General features: G+C 71.9%; 16 protein-coding genes. 8 read left to right on the top strand and 8 right to left on the bottom strand.

Annotation, left to right across the window (positions count from 1 at the left end; translation table 11 throughout):
• Positions 1-155: 155 nt before the first annotated feature.
• The 5 genes from ACZ4XD_RS21400 to ACZ4XD_RS21420 all read right to left on the bottom strand — a co-directional run bounded on the left by ACZ4XD_RS21400 (position 156) and on the right by ACZ4XD_RS21420 (position 6,112).
• Positions 156-1,856 (bottom strand): PKD domain-containing protein, encoded by a 1,701-nt coding sequence (locus ACZ4XD_RS21400; protein ID WP_468044277.1) that lies wholly within the window; start codon positions 1,854-1,856, stop codon positions 156-158.
• A 350-nt stretch (positions 1,857-2,206) separates the two neighbouring features.
• Positions 2,207-2,821, bottom strand: a complete 615-nt coding sequence (locus ACZ4XD_RS21405; RefSeq protein WP_468044279.1) for a GTP-binding protein — start codon at positions 2,819-2,821, stop codon at positions 2,207-2,209.
• Entirely contained in the window at positions 2,769-3,251 is a 483-nt protein-coding gene (locus ACZ4XD_RS21410) for a DUF742 domain-containing protein (protein WP_468044318.1), read from the bottom strand. The genes ACZ4XD_RS21405 and ACZ4XD_RS21410 overlap by 53 nt, the downstream gene beginning before the upstream one ends.
• Positions 3,252-3,300: 49 nt before the next feature.
• A complete protein-coding gene (locus ACZ4XD_RS21415) occupies positions 3,301-3,732 on the bottom strand; it encodes a roadblock/LC7 domain-containing protein (RefSeq protein ID WP_006601854.1) in 432 nt (143 codons plus the stop codon).
• A 25-nt stretch (positions 3,733-3,757) separates the two neighbouring features.
• Positions 3,758-6,112, bottom strand: coding sequence for a sensor histidine kinase (locus ACZ4XD_RS21420; protein ID WP_468044321.1), 2,355 nt, complete (start codon positions 6,110-6,112; stop codon positions 3,758-3,760).
• Positions 6,113-6,683: 571 nt separating this feature from the next.
• Between ACZ4XD_RS21420 and ACZ4XD_RS21425 the strand changes: the two genes are divergently transcribed.
• On the top strand, positions 6,684-7,826 hold the full coding sequence (locus ACZ4XD_RS21425) for a substrate-binding domain-containing protein (protein WP_468044281.1): 1,143 nt from the start codon (positions 6,684-6,686) through the stop codon (positions 7,824-7,826).
• A gap of 57 nt (positions 7,827-7,883) precedes the next feature.
• On the opposite strand, the gene ACZ4XD_RS21430 is transcribed toward ACZ4XD_RS21425, so the two are convergent.
• Positions 7,884-8,555 (bottom strand): DUF4142 domain-containing protein, encoded by a 672-nt coding sequence (locus ACZ4XD_RS21430; protein WP_468044283.1) that lies wholly within the window; start codon positions 8,553-8,555, stop codon positions 7,884-7,886.
• A gap of 254 nt (positions 8,556-8,809) precedes the next feature.
• On the opposite strand from ACZ4XD_RS21430, the gene ACZ4XD_RS21435 reads away from it, so the two are divergent.
• The 7 genes from ACZ4XD_RS21435 to ACZ4XD_RS21465 all read left to right on the top strand — a co-directional run bounded on the left by ACZ4XD_RS21435 (position 8,810) and on the right by ACZ4XD_RS21465 (position 13,853).
• Positions 8,810-9,304 (top strand): MarR family winged helix-turn-helix transcriptional regulator, encoded by a 495-nt coding sequence (locus ACZ4XD_RS21435; RefSeq protein WP_386684605.1) that lies wholly within the window; start codon positions 8,810-8,812, stop codon positions 9,302-9,304.
• An 85-nt stretch (positions 9,305-9,389) separates the two neighbouring features.
• The gene (locus ACZ4XD_RS21440) at positions 9,390-9,734 is read left to right on the top strand and encodes an effector-associated constant component EACC1 (protein WP_468044285.1); all 345 of its coding nucleotides are present in this window, start codon (positions 9,390-9,392) and stop codon (positions 9,732-9,734) included.
• A 4-nt stretch (positions 9,735-9,738) separates the two neighbouring features.
• Positions 9,739-10,761: a caspase family protein gene (locus ACZ4XD_RS21445; protein WP_468044289.1), complete on the top strand. Its 1,023-nt coding sequence runs from the start codon at positions 9,739-9,741 to the stop codon at positions 10,759-10,761.
• Positions 10,745-11,887, top strand: coding sequence for a trypco2 family protein (locus ACZ4XD_RS21450; protein ID WP_468044292.1), 1,143 nt, complete (start codon positions 10,745-10,747; stop codon positions 11,885-11,887). Before ACZ4XD_RS21445 ends, ACZ4XD_RS21450 begins: the two co-directional genes overlap by 17 nt.
• A 110-nt stretch (positions 11,888-11,997) precedes the next feature.
• A complete protein-coding gene (locus ACZ4XD_RS21455; protein WP_468044294.1) occupies positions 11,998-12,648 on the top strand; it encodes an MBL fold metallo-hydrolase in 651 nt (216 codons plus the stop codon).
• A 76-nt stretch (positions 12,649-12,724) separates the two neighbouring features.
• Positions 12,725-13,498 carry a DUF72 domain-containing protein gene (locus ACZ4XD_RS21460; protein ID WP_468044296.1) on the top strand — a complete coding sequence of 258 codons (774 nt, stop codon included), beginning with the start codon at positions 12,725-12,727 and terminating at the stop codon, positions 13,496-13,498.
• Positions 13,499-13,568: 70 nt separating this feature from the next.
• On the top strand, positions 13,569-13,853 hold the full coding sequence (locus tag ACZ4XD_RS21465) for an acylphosphatase (protein ID WP_468044298.1): 285 nt from the start codon (positions 13,569-13,571) through the stop codon (positions 13,851-13,853).
• A gap of 146 nt (positions 13,854-13,999) precedes the next feature.
• Here the strand turns inward: ACZ4XD_RS21465 and ACZ4XD_RS21470 are convergent, their stop codons facing one another.
• Both ACZ4XD_RS21470 and ACZ4XD_RS21475 read right to left on the bottom strand, forming a co-directional pair.
• Entirely contained in the window at positions 14,000-15,403 is a 1,404-nt protein-coding gene (locus ACZ4XD_RS21470) for a lanthionine synthetase C family protein (protein ID WP_468044300.1), read from the bottom strand.
• The gene (locus tag ACZ4XD_RS21475; protein WP_468044302.1) at positions 15,400-18,507 is read right to left on the bottom strand and encodes a lantibiotic dehydratase; all 3,108 of its coding nucleotides are present in this window, start codon (positions 18,505-18,507) and stop codon (positions 15,400-15,402) included. The genes ACZ4XD_RS21470 and ACZ4XD_RS21475 overlap by 4 nt, the downstream gene beginning before the upstream one ends.
• Between the last annotated feature and the right edge of the window lie 180 nt (positions 18,508-18,687).

The following is an 18,687-nucleotide window of genomic DNA, read 5'->3' on the forward strand; positions in this document are numbered from 1 at the left end:
TCGCGCCAGAGCCGGGAGCGTCTTCGCGACGACGGAGACCACGGAGCGGACGTGGTGCATGCGCCACGGGGCGGCCCGCGTCTGCGAGCCGCCCCGTGGACGGTGTTTTCCCTTTGTGGCGGGTCCGTTCGTGAGGTGTCGGACCCCGTGGTGCGTCAGTCGGTGGCGAGCGCCCGTGGGGTCTCGACCAGGACCTTTTTGCCCTGCTGGTCGGTGATGACGAGGCGTGGGAGCCAGGGCCCCTGGTGGTCGTAGGCGTGGGTGACGGTGGCCTCGTCCGTCTCCCGCTGGGTGCCGTCGCCGAAGTACCAGTGGTAGCGGTTTCCGGTGGCGGGCGTCTTGCCGTCCACCGTCACCGACAGGGGAACCTCACTGCCGACGTGCGCGTGCTCGGGGACCTTCAGCTCGGCCCGGGGGCCCTGCCGGGGGAGGTGGAACCACTCGCGCAGGCTCGGGTTGAGGAGGAAGGATGCGGCGTACTGCTGGGCGCCCGCGATGTCGGGGTGGCCGACGGCCGCGCTCAGACACTGCGCCGGAGTGGCGCTGAGCTCGGGGCAGGCCCGCGTGCGCAGCGGGAACGCCGGGTCGGTCACCGGGGTGTTCCAGACCTTGGAGTCCGGGGTGAGTACGGCATTGTCGACGGTGAAGAGTCCGTCGGCCGCCGTCGCGTACGGGCCGTCCGAGGACGCCTTGTTGGCGGCGGTCGCGGCCTGACGGTAGGCCGCGTTGGCCAGTTGGGTGTACTGCTCGTAGCGCTCGGACACGCGGCCGAGGGCGCCCTTGCAGGAGAGCAGCCGCGACGCGGTGATTCCCGGGGCCGAGCAGCGCTTCAGCGGGATCGGGGAGCTGCTGCGGCTCAGCGCGTAGTAGAAGTCGGCCACGAGCACCTTCGGGTGCCCCGGCAGGGAGTGGGCCTTCTCGATGGCCGCCTGCATGCCGCGTCCGCCGTAGCCGACCTTCGCGCCGCTGAAGTAGGGCACGTCCTTCGCCGGGTTCTCCGGGGCCGCGCCGACGCCGGAGCACTCGCGCTTCACCGCCTCGGGCAGGTTCTCCGAGCCGGGGGTGATACCGACGCCGATGCCGAAGAAGGGGTCGAGGTCGTTGATGCACCCGTTGATCACGACCAGATCGAGGCCGTAGCCGCCCGCCCGTGCCTGCGCCCCCGCCTTTTCCAACTGGCAGAAGACATCCGGCATCTGCTGGGTGACCTCGCCGAACTCCATCTCCCCATCGCCGTCCGGGTCCTGCTTCTCCGTGGTGCGCAGACAGGCCGCGTCCTTGTTGCCCGCGGGCAGCCCGGGTGCGTCGAGCACCGCGCCGGAGATCGAGTAGTCCAGCTGCTGATGGCCCCGCCCGGTCTCCCGGCCGAGCAGCTGACCGGTCAAATAGGGGAACTTCTGGTCGTGGTCCAGGCCCTGCCCCCAGACCACGGAGTCACCGACGGAGGCCACCCGCACCGGGTCGCATCCCCGGCGGATGGTGTCCCGCCAGACCTTGCCGTAGCGGCCGGGCTCTTCGTCCTCGGAGGAGGCGGCGGTACGGGCGTCGATCTGCAAGGCGGTCTCGGTTGCCGGCACCCGGTCGAAGGGGATGTCGAACTTCGCCGTGCCGACCCTGGCGTTCATGGTGAGACGCCCGCCGGCCAGCTGCTTCGCACCCGCGCGTACCCGCCACTCCACGGTCGCTCCGGCCTTCGCCGCGGCGGGGTCGTAGAGCTGTACCCGGCCGTGCACGTCGCCGCTGCACACCGGATTCGGCGTCAGGTCCACGTCGAGGACGAGGGGGAACGCCGATCCCGGCAGGGCACCGGCCTGTGCCACGGCGGGGTGCCCGCCGAGGAGCTGGCCGAGGAGCACGGCGACCGCGCCGACCGCTGCGAAACGCCTCGCCGCCCGTGAGCGAGGGGCCCGGGGGACCACCCCCGGCCCGCTCGGGGCGGGGCCCGCGCCGGTGCCCGTCCGCTGTCGCACAGCCCGCCACGACCACCCTAATTTCACGCCAACACCCCTGATTTCGTTGTCATTTCGGTGTGTGCGGAATCAACAGAATCCGCATCGGTAGGGATCATGACAGCCGGGAGGGCGGCATGGTCTGCGAGCAGGGTCCCGTACCGAGTGAAACTGATCACTTACCTGTAGTTACGGGGCGTGGGGTGGGTGGACGGGGCCGGGGATCGACGTGCCTTTGCCAAGGAGGCTGGGAGGGGTCAGCCCGCCATGGTGTTTTCCGCGCGGGACAGGGCGACTTCGAGTACGACCAGCAGGGCGTCGCGGACCGAGCCCGTGTTGCGGGCGTCGAAGACGACCAGCGGGACATGGTCGGAGACGTCCAGCGCCCAGCGCACCTCATCGAGGTCGTGGTGGACTTCGCCGTCGAACGCGTTGACCGCGACGGCGAACGGGATGCCCTTGTGCTCGAAGTAGTCGACCGCGGCGTAACAGTCGTCCAGGCGGCGGGTGTCCACGATCACCAGACCGCCGAGCGCGCCCTCGACCACGTCGTCCCACATGAACCCGAAGCGGTCCTGGCCCGGCGTGCCGAACAGATAGAGCTTCAGCGTCGGGTCGATGGTGATGCAGCCGAAGTCCATGGCGACCGTGGTGGTGGTCTTGCCGGGGGTGTGGGTGAGATCGTCCACACCGGCCGCCACCTCGGTGATGGCGGCCTCCGTGGTCAGCGGCCGGATCTCGGAGATCGCGCCGACGGCCGTGGTCTTGCCGACGCCGAAGCCACCGGCGATGACCAGCTTGACCGGTACCGGCGGCTGTTCAACCGCTGTCACGGAGTGTGCCCCGTGAGTCGGGGACGGCACGGAGACCATCAATCACCCTTCGCAGTACGGAAATGTCCTGGGTTGTGCCGGTGTCCGGGACGTGGACCGCCAGATGTCCGGCGGCGCGCAGGTCCTCCGCCAGCACTCGGACCACGTTCAGGTGGAGGTGCAGCCGCGCGGCCAGTTCCGCCACCGACTGCGGCCGTCGGCAGGCGGCCACGATGTCGTGTTGTTCGAAGGCGAGCGACCCCAGGGCGGAGAGCCCGGACGAGGTCGCCACGACCTGCGTCTCGACCGGGAGCGGTGGGCCGGTGCCGCCCCCCGCCACCCGGCCGGCGGTCAGCAGGAACGGCCGGATCGCGGGAGCCCGGCCGGCCGGCTCCGACGGGCCCGGCGCGCTGCCGTCCCCCGGGCTCTCGGCAGCACTTGAGCCGGGGGGACCCGCATCCTCGTCCGGTTCTGGTTCACCGGCGGCCATCATGATCCTCTTCTCGGCACCTGTATCCCGCCTCCGCGGAGTGGAACGGTCAGCGGGCCGGTGTGGCGCCGGCGTTCTTCTTGAGCTCCAGCACCAGCTGGGGGGTGAGCGCGCTCCCGGCCCGGTTGGCGAAGAGGGTCATCTCGTAGGCGATGTTGCCCAGCTTCGCCTCCTTCGAGGTCACCACGCCGAGGACGGCACCGCAGCCGATGGCCGACACCAGGACATGGCCGCCCTCCAAGTCGATGATGACCTTGTTGAGGCCGCCCAGGCCGTAGTTGCCGGACGCGCCGGCGGCCAGACTCGTGACACCCGACACGATGGCCGCGAGCCGCTCGGAGTCGGCCTGCTCACGCAGTTGGGAGACCGCGATCAGCAGTCCGTCGGAGGACACCGCGATGGCGTCGACGACACCGGCGGTCTGGGTGGCGAACCGGTCGAGCAGCCAGGTGAAGTCGGCCGCCGCAGCGGTCAGATCCATGGGTTCCGCACGCTCGGAACCGCTCTTACCTGTCGGCGTGTTCACTGCCCGACTCCTTCCGGGTTTGCTGGTGTGGCGAGGGGGACGAATCCCCCGGGGGCGAAGCGGTCTCCTGCTCCGCCCGTTGTACGGCGGCTTCGAATTCGTCGAGTTCCGAACGGACCGCGTCGGCGTCGACCGGTGTGCGTACGTCCTGGGCCGCTCGGTCGGGCGGCGGGGCGGTCATGGTGAGCGTCGCGCCCCGTACCCGCCGTCGCAGCGGGCGGGGGGAGTCCGCCGACCGTGGCCCGGACGCGGAGCCGGACCGGTCCTCGTCCGTACGCCGCGGGAGGCGCCGGGGGAGCTCGCCTTGCTGCGACGGGTCGGTGGAACCAGCTTCGGGCCGGGCGTCGGGGGCCCGCACCGGCAGGGGAGTGGCCGGGGCCGGCTCGGGGGCGGTGGTCTCGGGCTCGGGGGCCGCCGGGGGCGCCGATGCGGCCCGGTCCCCGGTCACCTCCGCTGCCGGCGACGGGGTGCCGACGGGCTGGACGGTCAGCAGCAGCGCGGCAGGCAGCCAGACGGTGCTGGTGACGCCGCCGCCCGGGGTGCGGCTCAGGGTGACCCGGATGCCCGAGCGGCGGGCCAGGCTGCCGACCACGAACAGGCCGAGGACCTTGGTCGGTACGAGGTCGAGCCGCTCCCGGCGGATCAGCCGGGAGTTCTCCTCGTCGAGCCGTTCCGCGCTCATGCCGAGGCCGTGGTCGATGATCTCGATCAGGGCACCGCCGTCCGCGGTGATGTCGGTGCCGGGCCGGACGACCACCTCGACGGGGGTGGCGGACGGGGAGAACGAGACCGCGTTCTCCAGAAGTTCGGCGAGCAGCAGCGTGAGGTCGTCGACGATGTCGGGTCCGACGGTGACCTCGGTCTCGGACCGCAGGGACACCCGCTGGTAGCCCTCGATCTGGCCGAGCCCCGCCCGGATGACGTTGACCAGCGTGGTCGGCCGGGCCTCCACCTCGGGGTCCCGGATTCCGGCGAGCAGCATCAGACTGTCGGCGTTGCGCTGGAGGCGTACGGCGATGTGGTCGATGCGGTACATCCGCTCCAGGACGTCGGGGTCGGTCTCCTCGCGTTCCACGGCGTCGATCAGCATCAGCTGGCGTGAGGTGAGGTTGCTGACCCGGCGTCCGACGTTGCCGAACATCTCGGCGACGTTGCGGCGGCTGAGCACCTGCCGCTCCAGCAGCGCCGCGGCGGTGACCTGCACCTGGTTGAACGCCTCGGCCAGGTGGCCGATCTCGTCACGGACCGGTACGGGGATCGGCCGCGGCCGCAGCGGGGCGCGCTCCGGCGACTCGTCGTCCTCGATCCTGGCGAGTTCCTCGCCGGCCACGTCGACGACCTGCTCGGCGGCGCCGGTCAGGGCCGTCAGGGGACGGACCACCGAGCGCCGGACCAGCACGGAGAAGGTGAGCCAGAAGGTGAAGCCGAGCAGCGCGAGGCCGAGCATCGCCAGTGCGTTGCGCAGGGCGCTCACGGAGAGGGTGTCGGCCTCGTCGGCGATCTGCTCGATCAGTGACCGGGTGATGTCGAGACGGGCTTCGGCCTGCCGGGTGCCGGCGGCCATCGCCTTGCGCAGCTGCTGCGGGCTCTGGCCCTGGAGGGAGCCGGGGTCGATCTGGAGCTCTGCGAACTGGGCCTCGATGCCGTTCTCCTCGGCATCGCGCTCGATCCCGCCCAGACGCAGCACCTGGTCCGGCCGGGCGATCCGGCCGAAGCGTTCCGTCTGTTCTTCGTAGAGCTTGTGGGCGCCGACCGCGCGGGTGTACTCGGTGAGCGCGTTGGCGTCCCGGGTCTGGGCGGAGAACACCCCGCTCTCGAAGGCCGCATGGGCGGCGTCGGCGCGCAGCACCGTGTCGAGAAGGTGGGTGACCGAGGACGACGAGGAGCCGATGAAGCGGTCCAGGCCGATGCCGTCGATCAGGTAGCCGACCGCGGCGGCGTACGCGGGGTCGATGCCGGCCGCCGGGACCGAGCCCCGCTCGGCCTTGTCGCGCAGCACCGCGAGGCCCCGGATGTAGGTGAGGGCCTGCGCCTCGTCCTTGGGCAGGTCCGGTCCGAACGCGGACTGGACGGCGGTGACCTGTTCATCGGTCGCCTGCTGCGCCCGGCGGTAGGCGGCGGTGGACGGCAGGGCGGCACCGGGCCGGGCCGACTCCTGTTCCACGGACAGCAGCAGCGCCTGCCGGTGTTCGGCCTGGATGTCGTTGATCAGCTTGGTGACCTGCTCGCTGTCCCGCACCAGCTCCGCGGTCCGGTCGGCGTCCAGGGCCTTGTCCATCTGCGTGGTGACGCCGATGCCCAGCAGTACGCCGACGACCGCGACCGGGGCGATCACCAGCACATTGAGCTTCCGCCGGAACGGCCAGCGGTCCAGGAGCGCGCTCGTCTGCGGACGGAACCACGGCCTCATCGGTGAACGCCGGGACCGGTCCGGTTCGTGTGACGGGTCCACTGTGTCCACAGACACCCAGGCCTCCTTACGACGTTCTCCTGAGCGGTGACCGAGGTGTTGTTGTTGCCGACCGCCGACGACGGGGGGAAGGTGACGCTTGCGGATCTCGTTCCGAAGGCGAACGAAAAGATTGCGCCACATGCCCGACCGGCCGTGAACACTACCGCTTGTGCACGGGCATGCAACACACGACGACCAATGGCCAGGTGGTATTCAATTCTTTGTCATGTTTGGCCCGTTGCCTCCTCTGTGGAGCGCAGCGCCTGCGGATGGGCCGATTGGCCGGATTTCGCGGGGAGCGGGGCGCGCGGAGCGGCTCGTTCCGCACCGGGGACGTGTGCCGCAGGGATGCGCCGTACGTTCCCGAAGGCGGCTGCTGTGCCGAGCACCGCCACCCGTAACCTGTCTCCCCCCACCCGAACCCGTATCCTCATCCCGCCCTGCGAGGAGACCCGTGCACCCCACCCGCAAGGCGGTCGTGACCGCCGCCGCCCTCCTGGTCATGGCCACCTCCGCCGGCTGTGAACCCGGCGCCGGCGCCACCGCCTCCCACCGGGACTCCTCCGCCGAGCCCGGATGCCCCACCGTCCTGGCGAAGGCCAAGCAGGCGGTCAAGAAGGCCGAAGCGGTCAATGCCCCCTGGCGGGGCCCCACCACCGGGCCCAAGGCCGTGCACGGCAAGTCCGTGGTCTACATAGCCCAGACCCTGACCAATCCCGGCGTCGCCGGCGTCGCCCAAGGTGTCCAGGAAGCCGCCAAGATCGTCGGATGGCACGCCCGCACCCTCAACGGCCAGGGCACGCCCGAGGGCCTGCGGGCCGCCTTCAAGCAGGCGCTCCGCCTCAAGCCGGACGGCATCGTCATCAGTGGTTTTGACCCCGGGACCGCCCCGGCAGAGGTCAAGAAGGCGAATTCTGCGGGAATTCCGCTGATCGGCTGGCACGCCGCCCCGGCCCCCGGCCCCAGCAAGGATCCGAAGCTCTTCAGCAACGTCACCTCCCGGGTCGAGGATGTCGCGAAGATCAGCGCCGACTGGATCATCGCCCGGTCCAACGGGCGCGCGGGCGTCGTCCTGTTCACCGACGCCACGGTTCCGTTCGCGAAGCGCAAGTCCGATCTGATCAAGAAGGAACTCGCCACCTGCTCCGGCACCAAGCTGCTGAGCTACACCAACATGCCCATTCCCGAGGTCAACCGCCGGTCCCTCAAGGAAGTCCGCTCCCTGCTGTCCCGGTTCGGCCGCAAGTGGACCTACTCCGCCGCCATCAACGACCTGTACTTCCAGCATGCCGCGCCCGCGCTGCGCGCCGCGGGCAAGGACGGCGCCGGCGCCCCGTACAACATCGGTGCCGGTGACGGCGATCCGTCGGCCTTCCAGCGCGTCAACGGCAAGGAGTTCCAGGCCGCCACCGTGCCCGAGCCGCTCTCCGAACAGGGCTGGCAGATCGTCGACGAGTTCAACCGCGCCTTCACCGGCGCCCCGGACAGCGGGTACGTCGCCCCCGTCCACATCGCCACGGCTACCAACAGCGGCGGCGCACTGTCCTGGGACTCCGAGGGCTACCGCCAGGCGTACCGCAAGATCTGGGGCGACTGACCTCCCCCGGCGGGCGCGCGGCCTCCCGGTCCGCGCCCATGTCCCGTCGGCGGAGGGTCACTTGGGGATGGTCGAGGCGACGTCGTCGAGGGTCGCGTCGGTGACCAGGCCGGTGTCCTCCAGTACGTCCATGTGGTCCTGGACGGTGTTGTTGGTCTGCGTGGCCAGTCGCCGGATCAGGGTGTTCTTGGTGGTGGCGCGCACCTCGCCGATGGTGATGAAGATCTTGCCGTGCGAAGCGCGCAGCAGGTCCACGAAGAGCTGGTCGAACGCCTTGCCCCGGGCGTCCTTCAACTGGTCGACCCAGCCCTGTTGTTCGGCGCTGGCCTCGTCGGGGATGGGCACGCTCAGTGCCTCGGAGTCCTCACGGGCCAGCTGGTCGAGTTTGCTGTGCCCCTCCAGCAGGTGCATTCCGGCGCGCTTGATGGCTTCGCTCGATGCGTGCGTCTGGGCGAGCCGGCCCGCCGGCATCTCCCACAGCCCGGCCTGCCGGACCTTGGTGAGGAAGGTCTTGTCCAGAGCGCTGAGGGGGCCCGCATTGCCGCCCTGCGGCCCGGCCGGGGCCGCGTTCGCGGCGGGCAGATGGGCCGAGTGTGACTCGTCGGCGGAGCTGTTTCTCTGCGCGAGCCACACGGATACGCTCGCGATGACCGCGACAAGAGCGACCGCGGCGGCTATCAGGCGGCCACGGCTCGCGGTGGGCTGGGCTTTTCGTGCATGAGATTTCATCGTGCCTCCTGATTGCGCGCGAGGGTTGCCGGAGCGCTGTCGCCCATGGGGCTGCTGGGGCACGGCCACGCTAACGTTTGCATTGGGCAAAGAATTCGATTCAGCGACGATGCGCAAAACCCCCGGGCGGCCGGTGACGATGAGCTAGCATGCCGCCCCTCGTGCGCACGGGGGCCCAGGGCCCGGGCTGCTCCTCGCGCGGCTGCCGGCGTCCCTTGACGGCGCCGAAAGTTTCCGGGCGGTAAAAAGGGGAGATGGCGGAGCGCATGGCCCCCACGAGGGGCATGGATGATGTGGATGCGGTGACCCAAGCGGTGCTCACGGCGTCGAGGCTGCTGGTCGCGGTGTCCGCGCGGTCACTCGGCGAGGTGGAGGAGCGGGTGACGCTGCCGCAGTTGCGGATGCTGGTGGTGCTCTCCACCCGAGGCGCCACCAAGCTCGTGACCCTCGCCGAGCTCCTCCAGGTCGCCCCGTCGACCGCGATGCGCATGGTGGACCGGCTCATCACGGCAGGGCTGGCGCTCCGTCAGGCCAACCCCGACAACCGGCGCGAGACCTTGCTCCAGCTCACCGACGAGGGGCGGCGCACGGTCGAGGAGGTCACCGCCCGTCGCCGCGCCGAGATCAGCGCCATCGTCGAACGCCTCGCCCCCGCGCAGCGGGCCTCGCTCATCGAGGCACTCACGGCCTTCAACGAAGCGGGGGGCGAGCCACCCGTGGACGCGGCGGAGGCGCACCCGCTGGGGTGAGGCGCTGGAGTGGGCAAAGTGCCGTACGGGCGCACGTCCGGGCTCTATGCTCGGACCACATTCGCTCGCGGACCGGAGGCGCGCTGTGCAGATCACGATTCGGTGTGAAGGTGCCGACGCCGCAGGGGAGTTGGCCGCGAGCCTCCATCAATGGCTGCTCGACGAACCGGACGCCCGGCGGCACGCCGAGGTGCGGCTGGTCGGTGCCGCGCCGGTCGAGGGTGAACTGGGATTCGTGCTCGATCTGGTGCAGCTGGTCGTCAGCTCCGGATTCAGCGCGGGGTCCCTGGGCTACACCGTCGCCCAGTGGAAGAAGCTGAACGCCCCGCAGCTGGCCATGAGTTTCGAGCGGAACGGCCGGACCGTGACGGTGAGCGGGACGGACGCCGAGGAGATCGCCCGCGTCATCCGGCAGCTCGACGAAGAGTGAAGCATTGGCACGATTGCCGCGGTTCGACGCTTCGTATGCCTTGCTGATCGGGGTGTCGGAGTACCAGGATCACGAGTTTCCCGAGGTGCCGGCCGCGATCCACAATCTGGCGGGGCTGCGCAGTGTGCTCGCACCGTCCGACGGCGGAGGCTTTCCCCGCGAGAAGTGCCGCATGGTCTCCAACCCGCGGACGGGCGAGGGGATGCGGGTCGCCATCAAGCGGGCGGCCGAGTCCGCCACCGACGTACTGCTGCTCTACTACGTCGGCCATGGCTGGAAAGTCGAAGGCGACCTCTATCTGGCCTCCCAGTCGTCGAGTCCTGATTCGATCGAAACCACGGGGCTCGCGTACAAGACGGTCCGCCGGCTGGTCCGGAGCTCCCCGGCCGCGATCCGGATCATCGTCCTGGACTGCTGCTTCAGCGGGGTCGCCACGGGACTGCTGAGCGGTGCGGGCGATCTGTGCCTCAGCGCACCCGAGGTCGAGATCCCCCTCGACGAGGAGCTGCCCGACGACCATGCCGACGGTGTCTGCGTCATCGCTTCCAGCGGCCCCAACCAGCCGTCCCAGGACTCGGACGGGGCGGACCACACGGCCTTCACGGGGCACTTCCTCACCACACTGAAGGCCGCCACGAGGGCCGGTGAAGTGCGTGATCTGGAAACGGTGTTCGACGGGACGAAGGCGGCGATGGTGTCCGCGGAGCTGCGGCATGCGCCGTTGATCGCCTCGATGGGAGGGGCCCGCCGGCTGGCGCTGGTGAAGAGCCTGCCGGCCGTCGATCCCGTTCCTGTTCCCGTACCTGTTCCTGTTCCCGTTGCGGTGCCGGAGCCCGCGGTCGTCCGCCCGCCGACGGCGGCGGACGAGGCCGTGGCCGCGGCGGCGGTCGCGCCGGGCGACGGGCCGGCCAAACTCATGAGCTGGCACACCCCGGTGGGCAGTGCGGACATCTTCGATTCCGCGCTGGCGCTGACGCTGCTGCAACAAGCCATGGCAATGGGGGGTGACGATGAGCACGCCGGATAGGAAGCGGAGCGGGGAGCTCGACCGGCTCCGCGTACAGGCGGAGGAAGACTTCCGGACCTATGGCCCACCGCTCGCGGACCGGCTCCTGACTGCCTGTCAGCGGCTGCGGGCCACCGGTGAAGGAGAGGAAGCCCTCCTCATCGCGCAGGAAGCGGTGGGGATTCACCGGGCACTCCTCGACCGCTACCACTCCGTCGGCACCGGGCTGGCGCACGCCCTGCTTCAGCTGGGGCTCTGTCTGGCCGAGCTCGGGGCGGCCGAGGAGGCGGTCGATGTGCTCCAGGAGTGCATCGCGCTCAGCGACGTCCTGCCGGCGCCTCTCCGGCCGCCCGCGCTGCGGCTGCGCTGCAACGCGCTGGAATGCCTCGCCCTGATCCTCGGCTCGTCGGGCCGCACGGCGGAGGCCGTCGGCGCCTCGCACCTCGCCATCACCGGCTACCGGCAGCTGTACGAGGACGACCCGAGCGTGGCGCCGGAGCTGGCCCGTGGTCTGCACAACCTCGCCACCCTGCTGGCCTCCGGCGCCGAGTGGGAGCAGGCCCTGGTCCCCCTGGAAGAGTCCCTCGCGATGTATGACCAGCTCTCGGCAGGGGGCAAGACGGCGCTGGCGGCGGAGCGGAGCCGGGCCCAGCAGTTGCACGCCGTACTGGCGGGAGGAGAGGGGGAGACCGGGGAGGTCGCGGGCGAAGCGCTGTCCGCCTATCACCTGGCGGCGGAGGCCGATGCGTACTCGGCCACCTCGGGACTGGTCGGCATCCCGGCGCATGTGGAGATCAGTCGTGTTGAACCCGCCGACCACGTCGCACAGCCACACAGAGAGCAGCGGAGCATGGACTTGAACCGGATTGACCTCACCGAAGCGGTGCAGGCCGTACGCGATGATCTGCGCGCGGCCACCGAATCGTTCGACGGCGGTGACCTCCAGTTCGACATGGGACCGATCGAGCTGGAATTCACCGTCGAGCTGGAGCGTGACCCCCGGGCACGATCGGGTGTCCGCACCTGGGTGGTGACGGACGCCGGCACGGGGAAGGTGTCGGCCCCCGCCAGGCACCGGCTCACGCTCACCCTGACACCGCGACAGGTCGCCTACCGGAGCGTCAATGTGGCGGACAGGATGATGTAAAAGGAGTCCCATCCAGGTCAACTCCGGTCGCCCGGCGATGCCTTGGACCCCTGCCGCACGGCCGCTGCGGAGGGTCGACGTCCGTACCCCGGCCGCGTACTCTCCCCAGGATGCGCCTCACCAAGTACACCCACTCCTGTGTCCGGTTGGCGCGCCCGGGGGGCGGGACACTGGTCATCGACCCCGGTATCTGGAGCGAGGCGCGGGCGCTGCACGGTGCCGACGCGATCCTGGTGACGCACGACCATGCCGACCATGCCGATGTGCTGCGGCTCAAAGGGCTCGGCGCGCCGGTTTACGCACCCAGGGGCGCGGACTTCGGCGGCCTCCTGGACGTCATCGAGGTGGAACCGGACGAGGAGTTCAGCGCGGCGGGCTTCCACATCACCGCGCACGGCGGCCGGCATGCCCGGATCTACGGTGACCTCCCGGACTGCGCCAACCTCGGCTATCTGATCGACGAGCGCGTCTACCACCCCGGCGACTCGCTCCATGCGCCCGGCAGGCCGGTGGAGACGCTGTTCGTGCCCGTGCAGGCGTCGTGGCTGCGTACGTCCGAGGCCATCGACTTCGTCCGGGCGGTCAAGCCGGAGCGGGCCTACGGCATCCATGACGCGCAGATCAACGAGCGGGGCCTGCACAGCGTCAACGGCTGGCTCGACGAGGAGGCGGGCGGGTGTTACCGCTGGGTGCCGCCGGGCGCCTCGTTGCCGTGCGGACCCGCCCCGGGACAGGAGGCCCGCGAAATGCCCGGTCTCTGATGCCCGGTGCCTGATGCCCGGTGACTCATGGCCGGTGGCTGATATGCCGCGCCCCGGACCGGGCAGGCATGCGGATATGACCGTCCTCGTCGGAACCTCCGGCTGGCAGTACAAGGACTGGCGCGAGGTCCTCTACCCGCAGGACCGGCCGCAGCGACTGTGGCTGGAGGAGTACGCGCGGCACTTCGCCACCGTCGAGAGCAACGCCGCCTTCTACCGGCTGCCGGAGGAGAAGACCTTCGCGGACTGGCGGGACCGGACCCCCGACGGGTTCGTGATGGCCGTGAAGGCAAGCCGCTATCTGACCCACATCAAGCGGCTGCGCGAGCCGCAGGAACCGGTCGGGCGGCTGATGTCGCGAGCCGCCGCCCTCGGCCCCCGGCTCGGGCCCGTGCTGCTCCAGCTGCCGCCCACACTGAAGGCGGACGCCGGCCTGCTGGACGACTGCCTCAGCTGCTTTCCTGCCGGTACCCGGGTCGCCGTCGAGCCCCGCCACCCGTCGTGGTGGACCGCGGAGGTCCGTACGGTGCTGGAGCGGCGGGGCGCCGCGCTGTGCTGGGCGGACCGGGGTTCCCGGCCCGTGACGCCCCTGTGGCGGACCACCGACTGGGGGTATCTGCGCTTCCACGAGGGCCGCGCGGAACCCTGGCCGCGCTACGGCAGGCAGGCGCTCACCACCTGGGCCCGGCGGATCGCCGACACCTGGCCGGACCGGGCCGACGTCTACACCTACTTCAACAACGATCCGGGCGGTGCGGCCGTGCGCGATGCCGCCACCTTCGCCCGTGCCGCCACGGCCCTCGGCCGCACCGTGAGCCGTGCGCCGTCCGGGCGTGGCGCCGTCCGGTGACCGTGGGGCCGGGATATATCTGCGCTCGGACGGCCGGGCCGGGCGAACGAGGTGACGAGGTGAGACACGGATGATCCGCAGACGGGTGGTGGTCTCCGGAGACGTGCACGGTGTGTTCTTCCGCGACACCTGCCGGCGCACGGCCGACGGGCTGGGGGTGGCCGGCTGGGTGCGGAACCTCCCGGACGGGACGGTGGAGGCCGTGTACGAGGGCGAGCCGGAGCGCGTGCAGCAGCTCGTGGACTGGGCGCACCAGGGTCCGCCCCTGGCCACCGTCGACGCGGTCTCCGTACGGGAAGAGGAGCCGGAGGGGCTGACGGGCTTCGAGATCCGGCCGACACCCGCAGGATTCTGAACCAGCCCGGGCACCCGGGCCGTGCCATGTCACCGGCCGACCCCCCAGCCGCCGCCCGCACGACGAGCGGTCCGTCACCCCAGCCGCCCCCTCGCACGACGAGCGGTCCGTCACCCCAGCCGCCCCCTCGCGCGACGAGCGGCCCGTCACCCCATCAGGAACGCCGCGTCCCAGCCGTTCACCTCAGCCATGGCGACTCCCCGGCGGGCGTCGGCGTAATCGGCCAGGACGAGGGCGATCCCGGCGGCGCCGTCCAGCAGCCCGGGGTGGTGCACCCGGTGCGGTGCGGAGCCCGACCCGGGGGCGGGTGGCACCACCTGACGGTAGCCAAAGGGGGTTCGGGGATCGCACTCCGCCATGAGCTCCCGGGCCAGAGCGTCCGCCCTCGCCCACCACTCCGTGCGTCCCGTGGCGACGGCCATCCGGCTGACGGTGTGCAGGACGCCCGCACGGCCATGGCAGAAGCCCGGGGCGGTGGACACCGCGGCATCGAGCGGGCGGCGCACCAGGCCACCGACCGCGTCCTGCGCCAAGGCCGTCAGCCGACGGTCATCGAGTGCCCGTCCGGCCAGATACAGCGACCAGGCGATCCCGGCTGTCCCGTAACACCACCCCGGCCGGCTCCTCGCCCCAGTCTCCCGTAGCGGCCGGAGTTCCTGGGACGGGTGGGCAGGCTCTCCGGCGGCCTCCGCAGGGGCGACGCGACCGGGCCACCGCATGCCCAGGTCGTCCGTGTCCCCCACGCTGACCACCCAGTCGGCCATCCGGCGGAGGGCGTCCGCCATCCCCGGCACCCGGTGTCCGGACCGGTGCGCCAGCGACATCAGGGCCAGCGGCCCGCAAATCCCGTGCGCGACACCGACGTTGAGGTCGCCCTTCGGGTACTCCTCGCGGTCCCGGGGGAGGAGGTAGCGGTCGGGGGCGCACCACCACCCCGGCACCTGGCTTCCGCCGGCCTCCGGGGGCCGCACGGGATGCGTCATCCGGACCAGATAGGTGAGGACGTCGTGGAGTGCCTGCGCGCACCGCTCGTCGCCGTGGTCGGCCGCCAGCAGGAGGCCACGGCCCTCGCCCGCCAGGCCCGAGATCACGTCGTAGTCGTCGGCCGCCAGCCCCGGACCGGCCGCCTGCCGCCGGGCCTCCAGCCGGGCGACATGGGCCCGCACGTAGGTGGCGTGCACCTCGGCGCAGCGCGCCAGCAGCCGCGTGTAGCCGCCGTGCGCGTCGGCGTGCAGCCGTGCCGGCAGCAGCAGATCGCCGACCGTAGCCGGACCGGCGTCGGTGGTTGCCGCGACGGCCGCCGCGAGATGGGCGTGCCCGATCGCCGCATACCGGGCGTCGCTCCGGGCGCACCTGGTGTGCAGCAGCGCGATGCCCGGGTGCCCCATCAGCAGTGACGCGGGCTGCCAGGCGGGCTGCGACAGTTCCGGCGGCAGCGCGGCGAGCGCCTGGTGCGCCGTACCGGCCACCTGCTTCGGCGAGCTCAGCAGATCGGCGACGCGGTACGCGAGGTCCGAGGCGGCATCGCACAGTGCGAGGGGCGCGGTCATCGGCTGTTCCGCCGTCCGAGCCACCACGCCAGCGCCTCACGGGCCGTCACCTGCGCCGTCCGTTCCAGCTCGGGACGTGGGCCGAGCAGCCGGTTGCAGTGCATATGGGCCAGGCTCAGCGCGATGCGTGCCGTCCGGTCGCGGTCCGTCGCAGCGGCGGACAGCACCTCGCGCAGACCGGCCAGCGCCGGGCCGCGGGTGCTCCACCCCACGCCCCAACCGTCCGCCGCGGCCGGCGGCCGGGGCCGGGCGTGCGCGTCCAGCAGCGCGGCGACCTCCTGTTTCCGGGACCGCGGGACCTCTCCCCGGCGCTCCAGCACCGACGGGGTGCTGAGCCAGTCGAGCGCCTCCTCCGGGGAGCCGAGACGGGTGAGGATGTCGAGGATGCCCAGCGCGGCCGGCAGCGCGGGATCGCCCAGCTGGTCGGGGGCCATGGCCAGCAGCGTGACGACGGACTCGCTGTCGGCGTGGAAGACGCGCTCGGCGTGCCCGAGGGCGGCCGGTCCGCCGTACCGCTCGACCTCGGGCTCGTAGGTGTCCAGGCCCACCGACCCGAGCAGCCCCGCCGCCGTCCGCTCCCGCGCCCAGGAGTGCAGCGCGGGCAGCAGCACCGGCCACAGGGACTCCGGCGTGCCGTGGAAGCGCAGCCGGATGTGCGGTGCCGGGTCCTCGTAGCGGAGGAAGAACCAGCGGTCGGCGCCCGCTCTGCGCAGCAGCTCGGGGTCGGTCAGCGCGCCGAGATGACGGGCCAGCACCTCCGGCTGGCGGGCCGGGGGCACATAGAGCTTCGCGTAGAGCCACTCGCCGCCGGGCAGATGGGTGCGCGCGCCGCGGCCGCCGTCCGGGTCGTCCAGCGGGAGCGGGACCGGCGCCGCGGCAGGGCGGGCCTGCCGGGTGCCGGGCGCGGCTCCCCGGCCCGCGGGCCGGGCGAAGACGGGAAAGACGAACTCGGCGGCATGAGGGCCCTCAGCGCTCCCGAACCACTGCCGTTCCGCCCGGCCTCCGCACTGCTCCACCAGCGTCAGACCGGCCGCCCGCCGCACCTCGTCCCGCAACACCGGGAGATCCAGCGGGTCGTCGAGGTCGACCGCGACCCGGTGATCGGCCCTGGCGAGCAGCACCCGTCGAGGCACATCCCAGCGCTGCCGCCACTGCCCGACCTGCTCTCCCCACTCCTCATCCCCTTGGCCGGCCGCCGCGCGCAGCGCCCGGTCCGGCAGCCAGCGCGCCGGGGAGAGCACGGTCCGGCCGTGGCGCACCCGCGGCAGCGCGGGAGCCGAGGCCCAGCGTCCCCAGCTCCACGGCGCGCAGAAGGACCGGCCCTCCTGCCCGAGCTCCAGCAGGAACCGGGCCACGTACGGAAGATGGCCGTTGGCCGGGTTGAGCATCGAGTACGACAGCGGGCGCACCCTGCGGCCGGTCGTGCCGTCGACGAGCCGGAGGCCGTCCCGGTCCGCGTGGACCGCGAGGTTCTCCAGGCGCAGATCGTGCGCCGTCTCCGCTGCGGCGGGGCCGACACCCAAGGGGATGCGATGGGAGAGCCACTGCGGTACGGCGGAGACATTGGCGGAACGCGCCACCCTGGGCCGGTAGGCGAGACAGGCCGGGATCTCGCCGTCCGGTGCGCTCTGCTCCGCGTGCAGCGCCAGCTCCTGAACCCGCGTGCCCGAGGGGCCGAATACCGGCGCGAATCGGCTGAACATCGCCCCCGCCAGCGGCGACACCGCCTGCGGCGCGAGCACCAGATGAAAGTCCCCGGCGCACAGGGCCGCCCAGTCCGGTGCCACCAGCTCGGCGCCCACCTCCATGCTCAGCGGGGCCGGCCGGCGCTCCGCCGGTTCCAGGGCGCGCACGGTCTCCTCGTCCAGCACCACTTCCCGTACGCCGCGCCGCGCCGCGTCCATCAACAGCTCGCCGAGGACCCGGTCGCGCTCCCCGGACTCGGGGGAGGGCCCGGCCCCGGGCTGCCGGTAGGCGCCGGGCAGCCCCAACCCGCGGGCTTCGTCGAGCAGTTCCAGGACCGGCACCGCACGGTCGGTGCCGTACTTTTCGAGGAAGGCCAGGTGGTAGTCGCGCAGATGCGGAGTGCCGTGGTGTACGGGGGAGGTCCGCCACAGCACCGTCGCGGCCTGTTCCGCTTCCCGGGCCACTTCCGGCGGCAGGGTCAGCTGTAGCTCCAGGGACAGGTCGGTCTGGAGCACGTCGGACGCCGGCTCCAGCGCCCGCATCCGTGCGGAGACCGCGGTCAGCCGGGCCCGCCGGTCGTTCGGCGGCGAGGTGTCCAGGGATGCCAACTCGCCGTGGATCGCGCACAGTTCATGCGCGATGGGGTGGTCGACCCCGTGCAGCCGATCGCGTATGTGGCCGAGGGGGGCGGTGCAGTCGGGCGGCGGTGTCAGGTCGGTCAGCAGGAAGTGGCCGCGCACGAGCTGGGTGATGCTGCCCTCGACCGCGCCTTCGGGCGCGTGCGGGAACGCTCGCCGGCCCTCTTCCACCAGCCGGGGAAACGGCGTGGGCCGCGTCGCGGCCGCCAAGAGGTGCCGGACCACCCGGGTGTGGCGCACCGACCCCGCCAACTGGCGTTGCCCGGTGGGGTCGTGGTGGTCGACGAGCACTAGCCGGCCGTCCCGGACGGTGTGCAGGTTGTTGGCCGTGAGCCGCGAGCGCTCCAGTACGGCGGGGACATCGCGCAGCGACTCCAGTACGCCGTCCAGCCAGGCCGCGTCCGGCCGGGTCACGGTGCGTCCGCCACCGAGCGGTTCCCGGGCGGGTGCCGGGCCGAATCCGGCGAGACCGACCCCGGCGAACAAGCCGAACGGGGTCGGGCGGTGGGACATCCGTGAGCGGTACTTCGTCAGCGACAGCGCGATACGGCGCAGCGACTTGAGCCGGAGCGGTTTCCCGGCGACGGCGCGTTCCACCTCGTCCGCCAGGCTCCCGCTGGCCAGGCTCACCGCCGTCATGAGCCGTGGTTCGGCGGCGAGTTGCGCAATCTGACCGCGCAGCCGGGCTTCTTCGTCCGCGACCTCACCGGACGGCCGGGACTCGGAGGCCGGGGGATCGTCCGAGGGCAGTGGGAGGGCCGCGGCCCGTACCAGAGCCACCTTCCCGCACTCGAATCTCACATCACCCGTACCGCTCACGCCTGTCCCCGCCCCGTTCCGTGCCACCGCTTGACCCGACGATGGTGTGGGGGGGGGGGGGGGGGGGGGGGGGGGGGGGGGGGGGGGGGGGGGGGGGGGGGGGGGGGGGGGGGGGGGGGGGGGGGGGGGGGGGGGGGGGGG

The sequence above is a fragment of the Streptomyces sp. NPDC029466 genome (assembly GCF_055574515.1).

Excerpts from the sequence above, each read along its gene's own strand:
- ACZ4XD_RS21405 (WP_468044279.1), bottom strand. The coding sequence starts at position 2,821 with ATGGTCTCCGTGCCGTCCCCGACTCACGGGGCACACTCCGTGACAGCG.
- ACZ4XD_RS21410 (WP_468044318.1), bottom strand. The coding sequence starts at position 3,251 with ATGGCCGCCGGTGAACCAGAACCGGACGAGGATGCGGGTCCCCCCGGC.
- ACZ4XD_RS21415 (WP_006601854.1), bottom strand. The coding sequence starts at position 3,732 with ATGGATCTGACCGCTGCGGCGGCCGACTTCACCTGGCTGCTCGACCGG.
- ACZ4XD_RS21430 (WP_468044283.1), bottom strand. The coding sequence starts at position 8,555 with ATGAAATCTCATGCACGAAAAGCCCAGCCCACCGCGAGCCGTGGCCGC.
- ACZ4XD_RS21435 (WP_386684605.1), top strand. The coding sequence starts at position 8,810 with ATGGCGGAGCGCATGGCCCCCACGAGGGGCATGGATGATGTGGATGCG.
- ACZ4XD_RS21450 (WP_468044292.1), top strand. The coding sequence starts at position 10,745 with ATGAGCACGCCGGATAGGAAGCGGAGCGGGGAGCTCGACCGGCTCCGC.
- ACZ4XD_RS21455 (WP_468044294.1), top strand. The coding sequence starts at position 11,998 with ATGCGCCTCACCAAGTACACCCACTCCTGTGTCCGGTTGGCGCGCCCG.
- ACZ4XD_RS21460 (WP_468044296.1), top strand. The coding sequence starts at position 12,725 with ATGACCGTCCTCGTCGGAACCTCCGGCTGGCAGTACAAGGACTGGCGC.
- ACZ4XD_RS21465 (WP_468044298.1), top strand. The coding sequence starts at position 13,569 with ATGATCCGCAGACGGGTGGTGGTCTCCGGAGACGTGCACGGTGTGTTC.
- ACZ4XD_RS21470 (WP_468044300.1), bottom strand. The coding sequence starts at position 15,403 with ATGACCGCGCCCCTCGCACTGTGCGATGCCGCCTCGGACCTCGCGTAC.